Source organism: Paraburkholderia sp. (assembly GCF_034668105.1).
GTDB lineage: Bacteria > Pseudomonadota > Gammaproteobacteria > Burkholderiales > Burkholderiaceae > Paraburkholderia.
This window is the reverse complement of sequence record NZ_JAXDPY010000071.1, coordinates 1-8,987: the sequence shown is the minus strand read 5'-3', so window position 1 is coordinate 8,987 and position 8,987 is coordinate 1. Positions and strand designations below refer to the sequence as shown.

General features: G+C 60.2%; 10 protein-coding genes. 4 read left to right on the top strand and 6 right to left on the bottom strand.

What is annotated here, in order from left to right:
• The 6 genes from QOC89_RS03650 to QOC89_RS03625 form a co-directional block, all read right to left on the bottom strand.
• Positions 1-832 (bottom strand): efflux RND transporter periplasmic adaptor subunit (locus tag QOC89_RS03650; RefSeq protein ID WP_416340341.1); only part of this gene is annotated, 832 nt, incomplete at its 3' end.
• A 17-nt stretch (positions 833-849) separates the two neighbouring features.
• A complete protein-coding gene (locus QOC89_RS03645) occupies positions 850-1,248 on the bottom strand; it encodes a hypothetical protein (RefSeq protein ID WP_323043773.1) in 399 nt (132 codons plus the stop codon).
• A gap of 27 nt (positions 1,249-1,275) precedes the next feature.
• Positions 1,276-1,752, bottom strand: a complete 477-nt coding sequence (locus QOC89_RS03640) for a YMGG-like glycine zipper-containing protein (protein WP_323043772.1) — start codon at positions 1,750-1,752, stop codon at positions 1,276-1,278.
• A gap of 383 nt (positions 1,753-2,135) precedes the next feature.
• Positions 2,136-2,525, bottom strand: a complete 390-nt coding sequence (locus tag QOC89_RS03635) for a response regulator transcription factor (RefSeq protein ID WP_323043771.1) — start codon at positions 2,523-2,525, stop codon at positions 2,136-2,138.
• A 131-nt stretch (positions 2,526-2,656) separates the two neighbouring features.
• Positions 2,657-3,322: a response regulator transcription factor gene (locus QOC89_RS03630; protein WP_323043770.1), complete on the bottom strand. Its 666-nt coding sequence runs from the start codon at positions 3,320-3,322 to the stop codon at positions 2,657-2,659.
• A 5-nt stretch (positions 3,323-3,327) separates the two neighbouring features.
• Complete coding sequence (locus QOC89_RS03625) at positions 3,328-4,866, bottom strand: sensor histidine kinase (protein ID WP_323043769.1); 1,539 nt, start codon at positions 4,864-4,866, stop codon at positions 3,328-3,330.
• Between the two features lie 594 nt (positions 4,867-5,460).
• Here QOC89_RS03625 and QOC89_RS03620 point away from each other — a divergent pair.
• The 4 genes from QOC89_RS03620 to QOC89_RS03605 form a co-directional block, all read left to right on the top strand.
• A complete protein-coding gene (locus QOC89_RS03620; RefSeq protein WP_323043768.1) occupies positions 5,461-6,051 on the top strand; it encodes a hypothetical protein in 591 nt (196 codons plus the stop codon).
• Between the two features lie 437 nt (positions 6,052-6,488).
• Positions 6,489-6,857, top strand: coding sequence for a BON domain-containing protein (locus tag QOC89_RS03615; protein WP_323043767.1), 369 nt, complete (start codon positions 6,489-6,491; stop codon positions 6,855-6,857).
• Positions 6,858-7,165: 308 nt separating this feature from the next.
• The gene (locus QOC89_RS03610) at positions 7,166-8,269 is read left to right on the top strand and encodes an AI-2E family transporter (protein WP_323043766.1); all 1,104 of its coding nucleotides are present in this window, start codon (positions 7,166-7,168) and stop codon (positions 8,267-8,269) included.
• A gap of 298 nt (positions 8,270-8,567) precedes the next feature.
• The coding region (locus QOC89_RS03605) for an SDR family NAD(P)-dependent oxidoreductase (RefSeq protein ID WP_323043765.1) at positions 8,568-8,987 on the top strand (420 nt) is incomplete at its 3' end.

Genomic DNA, 8,987 nt, shown 5'->3' with positions numbered 1-8,987 from the left:
AGTTAATATGGCCCTGATTGGGAAACTGGCTGCCGTCAGCCAGCAAGACAGTCACGGTGAAATCGTTATTAGCCGGAAACCGGAGACTGCCCTTGTTGATCTCGTCGCGGTATCTGAGCAACTCGTTCTCGGAGATGCTGAAGTTCACCCACATCGGATCGAGCTGGTAGACATACGTCAGCAAGCCGGCGGTTCCGGCCGTCACATAGCTGCCGTCCTGCTGTCTCGCGAAGCTCGACAGACCGTTGAGCGGCGATTTGATGGTGGTATAGCCAAGGTTGAGCTCTGCCGTCTGCACCTGCCCTTTGGCGGCGATCACGGCCGCTTCCGCGCTCTTCTCGTTGCCGGTCGCGTCGTCCAGATCCTTCTTGCTCAAAGCGTTCTGCGCAGCGAGCGGGATCACGCGCGTGAGATTCGCCTTTGTCACATAGAGCCGCGCCTGCTGTTGCGCGAGCTGGCCCTTGGCCGTCTGCAGCTCGGCTTCAAATGGTTTCGGGTCCATCAGGAAGAGCGTCTGCCCGGCATGAACCAGTTGCCCCTCGGTATAGACCCGCTTATCGAGAAAGCCGTCCACGCGGGCGCGAATCTCCACTTCGCGCGAACTCTGCGTTTGCGCAGTGAATTCGAATTCCACGGGCGTATCGCGCGGCCCCGTCGTCATGACGGTCACGTCGGCCGCTCCGGCTTGCGGCGTCGGAGCCGGCTTGTGGCACGCAGCACACAGCGCCAATGTTGCGTAGGCCAGCAACCGCGCAGATGAGCGCGCCCGCTGCCGTCGCGAATGGCGCGAGGGCAGCGGGTGCAGGAAGAAATCAGGCGTTGCTTGTTTCATGAGATCACCCGTCGCGACTACATGGCGGTGCAAGCACCGAACAGCACCAAGGCGTCTTCACGGTTGAGGAGCGTCACGCTGATCGCGCCGTCCACCTTGTCGAGCACGATCGTCCACGCGAAGCTGAATTCGGTTCCCTGGAGAACAATCTGACTCTCGTCGGCTTGCATGAAGCGGATCGGCGTCACGCGTTGGGGACCCGTAATGGTCTTTTTCGCAACGTCGATGCGCAGGAATTGCGGTGCGCCCAACTCCGACGGCAAGGCGCGCAAACAGGTTTCCCCTGGATCGCAGGCGTGCGCGTCGATGGTGGCGCACAGCAACGGCTTGCTGCCGTCGAAGTCCGCCGCCGATAGCGTGGCCGAAGCGAAGCAGAAGAACACTGCGAGCGCCATACGGAGGGTGTTCTTTTTCATGGTCGCGTCCCCTGCTGCCTGATGAGGTTACTGAACCGTATATCCGCGGCCGGTCATACATGCCCCGACCGCCCGGTTGAAAGTAGCCAGTTGTTGCGACGTCTGCTGCTGGTTCGACTGGGACTGCTCGGCGGCCGCCTGCTGCGAGCGACGCTGTCGCATGCCGCCGGCCGCGGTACCGGCAACCGCGCCGATCGCCGCGCCCTTTCCCGCATCGCCCGCAATCGCACCAATGGCGGCTCCGCCCGCTGCACCACGTGCAGCTCCCCTCAGCCGCTCACCCTGTGGCGGCGGCGCGCCGGGTTGCGTTGACGCCTGCTGAGCGAGCGCGACGGGGTCCACACCCGTCGTCTGCTTTGCCCATCCCTGACACGCCGCGGTGTCGCTCTGTTGCTTCTGGGCACTTTGGCCCTTAGCCGGATAAAAGATGGGTTGCTGGGCTGCCACTGGGTATCCCAGTGCCACCATCACAAGCCCGATCGACACTCGCATTAGAGGGTGCATAGCGGAAAGCCTCCAGGTTGATCCTGTTGCGGCCCTGACTCACGACAATCTCACGCCGACGCGGCGAGCCGCCCCTCGGTCGGGAAGTCGGGGACTGAGTTGGGTCGCGTTGCAATCCGATGTCTGCGGTATCCGGAGACACAAGGACTGCAGTTACCCTGGTCGCGAGTTCACCCACCTTTGGCGTTGTCGCAACCAGTGTCCGATACGCACCAGGTGTCTTTTTCTCGAGCTCAGGACGTGATGTCCCGGATGCGGATGCGTAACTGGATGTGTCCGTGCCCGAACAGGCAAACGCCGCGCTTCAGGTACTAGTAGTATTGGTAGCGGACCTGTCCGATGACAATTGAACTTTGGTCCAATACTGACTCATCGGCGAGTCCTCACTGCGGCGGCCGTCCGCCTTCGAGGGCCGCACGTACCGTCCGCACAAACAGCTCGTCATTAAACGGCTTGCGCAAATAGGCGACCGCACCGGCTGCGAAGGCTTGTTCGCGCACGCTGACGTCATCGTGGGCGGTGATGAAAACGACTGGCGTGCCACTGCCGGACAGACGCCGCTGTACCTCGAGTCCATTGAGCCCGGGCATTTGCACATCCAGAATGACGCAGTCAGGACGGTATGACGGCAGGGACGACATCACGTCGAGGAACGCCTCACCGCTTGCAAACGTTTCGGCAGCGATCCCCACAGAGCGCAGAAGTCTCTTGATCGCGCGGCCCACCGAGTCGTCATCATCGACGACGACAACGAACGGTTTGAGTTTTCCCATTGCACGTAGTCCGGTCTGCGGAATGCACGATAACTGCGCTCCCTAAACCCATAGACTACGAGCCGGGCGAACAGGCCGATAGTGGACCTTGGTGCTATGCCAGCCAAAAGGCAGACCACTTGCCCGGACTATCACCGGTTCTGACGCCGGATTTCCGATGCTCGGCGCGCTACGCGAGATTCGGCATTGCCAGGAAGGCCGATCTTGTCTGCGATACGGATAAGCTGGGCGAGCGACGTCGCTTCCATCTTGGACATCACGCGCATGCGGTGGGCCTTGACCGTCTGCTCGACGGTGCCGAGTTCGCTTGCCACCTGTTTGTTCAAAAGGCCGGTCACGACGAGCGCCATGACTTCCCGCTCACGCGGCGTCAGCCGTTCGACGCGAACACGGATCGAATCCATTTCCTGCCGGACGGCACGCGTTTGCACCGAATGCTCGAGCGCCCGTTCGATCGCACGCAAAAGGTCGGTGTCGCACACGGGCTTGGGCAGAAAGTCAGATGCCCCCGCTTTCATCGCCCCCACGCCCATCGCGATGTCGCCGTGACCGGTGACGAAAATGACCGGTAGCGCTCCATTGAGCTCACGCGCCAGTTCGAGCCCGCTCAGATCCGGCAATTGAATGTCCAGTACCACACACGCTGGACAGACATCGGCGGGCATCCTGTCGAGAAAGGCGCGCGCCGAACCGAATGTTTCCACCCGATAGCCCGCAGATTGAATAAGACGCGCCAGCGCGCGGCACACGGAATCGTCGTCGTCGACAACGAATACAAGCGAACCGGAATCTGTCATGGTCTCTATCGCGACTCATCTCGCTCCGTCGCATCCCCTACCGGCAATGTGACAAAGAACGTCGCGCCTCGGTCGATGTTGTTTTCGGCCCAGAGTCGCCCATGGTGCATGTCAATGATGGAACGGCTTATCGACAGTCCCAAACCGAGCCCCTGGGGTTTCGATGTAAAAAACGGCTTAAAGATCTTATCCAGCTTGTCCGCGGTCAACCCGTGACCACGATCGCTTATGGCGATGCCAACCCTATCCTTTCCCTCGCGGGTGAGCGTTACCGACACCACGCGATCGATCGGCGGCACGTTATTCATCGCGTCGAATGCATTGAGCAATAGATTGAGCATGACTTGCTGCAATTGCACCTTATCGCCGTGCACCGGCGGCAGATCGTCGTCTATTTCGAGCGTGACTTTTGTCCCACGCACAATGGCATCGCTGCGCACCAGAAAAACCACGTCACGTACGATTCCTGCGAGATCAAGTGATGCGACTTCCAGATCGCCCTTCTTGACGACCGCGCGAATGCGCCGAATCACTTCGCTTGCGCGATAGTCATCCTTGACGACGTCCTTCAGTATCTCCCCCACCTCGGCGAGATCGATGGTATCGGCCGCGAGAAAGCGCTGCGCAGCCTGCACGTTACTGAGGATCGCGGTCAGCGGCTGATTCAGTTCATGCGCCAGCGACGAAGCAAGCTGGCCCACTGTGCACACGCGTGCCAGATGCGCCAGATCCCGGTGATTGCGCTCCAGTTCGTTTCGCTCTGTCCTGTCGATGATGGATGCGAGCGTCACGCAGTCGTCACCGAAGTGAAATGCCTTCAGATCAATTTCCACCCGAAACTGCGTGCCGTCGCTGTGCCTCGCAGAGAGTTCGTGCGACGGCGGGCCGTTGCGCGATTCATGCAACGCGAACTGGTCTGCCCAATGCGGACCAGTAGTGTCGAAGCGAAACCCAGGCGCGAGCAGTTCGAAAGGCTTGCCGATCAATGCGTCGCATTCGTATCCAAACATCTTTGCGGTTTGCGGATTGACCATCAATATCAGGCCACGCTTGCCCAGCATCAGAATGGAAATCGGCAGCAATGCGAGCGCTTCACGAAAGTACGCTTCACCGCGCCCTCGTTCCGCATCTTGCGCAGGAGAATCGTTTAGCTCTGTCGGCCGTACCTTACTGTCGTGTGCATGGCAGCGCACAAAAGCGATTGCGTGGACTTTGTCCGAGAATGGACGCTCCGCACGCGAGGCGCGTTGACCGGGTTGCCGCGATAAGGGTTCTCTCGCGACGTAAGCATTTTCGTCAGGCTCTCCTGACGAAAATGCCCGCGTCGCCCGGGCGAACGAACTGCTCCTGCTCGAATGGGAGAAAATACGAGACTTCATTGCATCGACATGAGCTTTGGCGTGCTCAACGTGGTGCATGCCGACATATGGCGGTTTAAGACTAGAAATCGACACTGCCGTTCGTCGTTGCCGGGCGAACACGATTAACAACCACAGAACGACAGCCGTTTCCAGAACAATGATGGCTGGCATGACGATGCTCATAGCCGAAATTCTCTCATGGGTTCGCACCGAGTGATGCGACTGGCGGAAAAGCTCTCTCTGGATTTCGACGGGAGATACGCGCCTTGATAAGGCACATACCGCCGCTACGTTTTGCGAAGCGGGCAAGATGCTCAGGACTGCAGTTCGCCTGCGAGTGCGCTTTCCCGGGCGGCGGCGCCCTGGCCGGAAAAGCGGTTTGTCACGTCGTGGCGCATTGTGCCGGCGACAATTCCGGGTTCAGCCAGCGCAGATACTGCGGGCCTGCCCGATCCCATGACAAGTGAGGTCACTGCTGCACACGAACATCAATGTTGTAGTGCAATCGTAGTCATGATGCAAGCAATAGTAAATGTCGGGCTCGTGCGCTCTTCTATTTCTCGACTCGAACGGCAGGTTGCCGGGACATTCATTGGATTGAACCAAAGGCCAATTGTCCACCCGCAAATGCGCATGTAGTCTCGTTGACCTCACCGTCGTTTTAAGAAGCAACGATGCCAGGGCGTCGGTTCGGTACTGGTAAACGCGCGTCAGCAATACGCCCACAATGCAAAGACTTCATGGCGTTAAAGCTTCAGCATTTCAAAGGAGACGTTAATGAGGAATAGAAAATTTCTGGTCATCGCCGCCCTGGTGGCCATGTCGAATATAGCGTGGGCACAGCCGGAAACCAGCGTGGAAGTGACGAAAGCGCCAGGTAAGGCAACCATCCGGGGAACCACCCGGGTGACCGCCACGGTGCAGGAAATCGACCCCGCGACGAGGACCGTCCTGCTGAAAGGCCCTAATGGCAAGCTCGTTGAAGTGATCGTCGGTGACGAGGCGCGTAACTTTGATCAGATCAAGGTCGGCGACGTCGTCAAGACCGTTTACCGGGAAGCCCTCACCCTCAGCCTCAAGAAAGACGGAGACGGCGTTCGGTCTGTCGAGGAACAGCCGATGATGGAACGCGCGCCAGCCGGGGGCAAGCCCGGAGGCACCGTGGGCAGACAGGTGACAGTCGTGGCTGACGTCGTCAATGTCAACTCGAAAAGCAAGATCGTCACCCTGAAAGGTCCCAAGGGCAACATGGTAGACCTGAAGGTGGAGGATCCCGCTCAGTTGGCAAACATCAGGAAGGGCGATCAGGTCGAGGCCGTGTACACCGAAGCCGTCGCCATTTCCGTGGAGCCAGCAGTCAGGAAATAAGGGCCTCGCCGGCCACCTCCGCCGAAGCGGCCGGCCTGGGGCTAACCGGAAATGGAAGACTCTCATGCAGGTCCTGCTGTTCGCGGACTGGGTCGCATGGCACTGCACCAGCCGTTGGCGACGGAGACCCAAGTTTGTGGCGGTGTGTGGCCCTCCCGGATGGGAGCGCACTGGCCTCGCGCGAAGCGCACTCCCCGTACGGCGCTCGACATGGTCAAGGTATTGAACCAAGGTCCTATTGTCTTGCTGGAAAAGCGGGAGCAGAGTTCCTATGAGAGTTTGAGCACCCTTGTCGCTCGCTCCCGAAAACTCGGAATTGTCCAGGGGCGATAAGGGCTAAGCAGGGAGCAACCTACATGCACTAACGTACTAGCCTGCGCCGTCGAGGCAGACCGGCGATCTCTGCGGGATTTATCATGGTTCAACTGGAGCGAGCAATGAAAGCAATCAGCACATTCAAACTGATGGGTGGCGCATTGATCGTTGTGGCTTCCGTCAATGCATGGTCGCAGACTAGCGAATCCGCTGCGCCGTCGACTGAATCCAGCATGGCGCCGGCAAGCGGGGGAAGCGCAAAAGCCACCAGACAGGCGAATCGCGCACTCAGCAAGAAAGTGCTTCACGCGCTCTCGAAGGGCGGTGTCAACACTTCCAGAATCAACATCATCGCAAAAGGCAGTGCAGTGACGCTGGCGGGATCCCTCACTGACTCGACCCAGATCGACAAGGCGGCAGAATTAGCGAAGGGTGTGCCCGGTGTTACGTCTGTGAAGAATTCGCTGACACTTAAGGATGCGGGTCAGTAATCCCTCTTGATTGGGTCGGCGGGTCGCGCCGACCGGATGATTCCCTGGAAAACCGGGTGCGCGGACATTTCTCCAGGCCGAAGTACCTCCGCAGGTGAAACTGAGGCCAGCGCCGCTACCAATATTGATTTCATCGGACTCTGCCTGTGGCATGGACCACGAAATAAGTGCAGCACTACAGAGCTGGTACTCACGGCTGCGTCGCAAGCAACGACGTGGCTGTGGCACGCCGCTGCATCCCCGGCCACCCGTTGAGCCAGCGGCCTGCTTCCCGGTGTGAATCTTGGCGACCTGCACGGAGACAATTGATGTTGCCCACGCCCACCTCCGAAAAGGCGCTGTCCCGTGGACTGCTCGAGGTACTGATCCGTGCCGGCCTGATCGCCGTCCTGGCGATCTTCTGCTTCGAGATAGTCCTCCCGTTCCTCAGCCTGATCGTCTGGTCTCTGATCCTGGCGATTACCCTTTACCCTCTGCAGGTGAGGCTAAGGCGCAGTTTGGGCAACAAGGACGGTCGCACCGCCGCGCTGATTGTTCTGATCGCGATCGCCATCATCATCGTGCCGGCCTATCTGTTGGGCGTCGCCATGGTCGACTCCGTGGAGCATGCCATGGCCATCGTCAGGAGTGAGGGTTTGCACATTCCGCCGCCGGCCGAGTCGGTAGCCAGTTGGCCGCTGGTAGGCCAGCGTCTGTATGACTTCTGGCTACAAGCCGCCACCGACTTGACCGGCCTGTTGCACAAACTCGCACCGCAGCTCAAGGACGCCAGCCGTGCGCTGCTGGGCGCGGCCGCGGGCGTGGGCAAAGGCCTGCTGATATTCGTGATCGCCCTGATCATCGCGGGCATCTTCATGGCTTATGGCGAGAAAGGCAATCGCAGCGCCGTGCAGATTGCCTCGCGCATCTTCAGCCCGCAGAAAGGTCCGCACATTGCCGTGCTGTGCACCGCCACCATTCGCGCGGTAGCGCAAGGCGTGGTAGGCATCGCTTTTATCCAGATGCTGTTGATTGGCGTCGCCTTCGTGGTCAAGGGCATTCCTGCCGCCGGCCTGCTGGCGCTGGCGGTGCTGCTGCTCGGGATCATGCAACTGCCGGCCACGCTGATCACCATCCCGGTGATTATTTTCGTGTTTGCCACGGAGGGCGCGAGCGTGGCGACCATTGTCTTCTCCATCTATGTCTTCATCGCGGGGCTGGCCGATAACGTGCTCAAGCCGCTGCTGCTGGGCCGTGGCGTCGATGTGCCGATGCCGGTGGTGCTGATCGGCGCGCTGGGCGGCATGGTCACAGGCGGCGTCATTGGTCTGTTTATTGGTCCAGTGGTGCTCGCGGTGGGGTACCAGCTGTTCTGGCAATGGGTTGAGGACCCGCCGCAGAATGCTGCAGCAGGCGACGAGAAGCAGATTTGATGCGGCCAGTCTCGTCCATGCCGCCCTTGATTCGTTCGCGCCACTCACTGCTGACCGGCGCACCCGGCCTCAGCCGCTGCGCACGCCCACCTGACACCCGACTATTCCGGGTCGCGCCAGGCGCGGTTCGACGCCGATCCTCGAGCGCGTCGAATTCTCCGGGCAAGCGCCGGTCCGGGCAGTCTGGAAAGACAGGGCATCTTACGAATCTGGAAAAGACAACAGCCGTGACGGCGAGGGCACCTGCGAAGCCCGCGTGATGCCATGCCTGGCCGGCAACTGATCAAAGGAACACACCATGCACAATTACTACGTCAACAGGAACCTGCCGCAGCCCGCGATCCCGGCCCTGAAGTCGCTGGACTTGCTCAAAGGCCAGACCGCGCTGGTGACCGGTGCCAATTCCGGCATCGGCCGCGCTATCGCTGTCGCGCTCGGCAGGGCTGGCGCCAACGTGATAGTCAACTACGTGGCCAATCCAGCGGACGCCGAGGCGGTGGCAGAAGAGATTCGCGGCGGCGGGCAACGCGCGATAGCCGCACAGGCCGATGTTGCCGACGAGGCGCAAGTGCAGGCCATGTTTGCCGCAGCGGTGCTTGAGTTTGGCACCGTCGATATCCTGGTCAGTAACGCAGGCATGGAGCGCAACGCACCGTTCCACGAGATGAGCGTCGGGCAATGGGACGCGGTGATGAACGTCAACCTGCGCGGCGCCTTT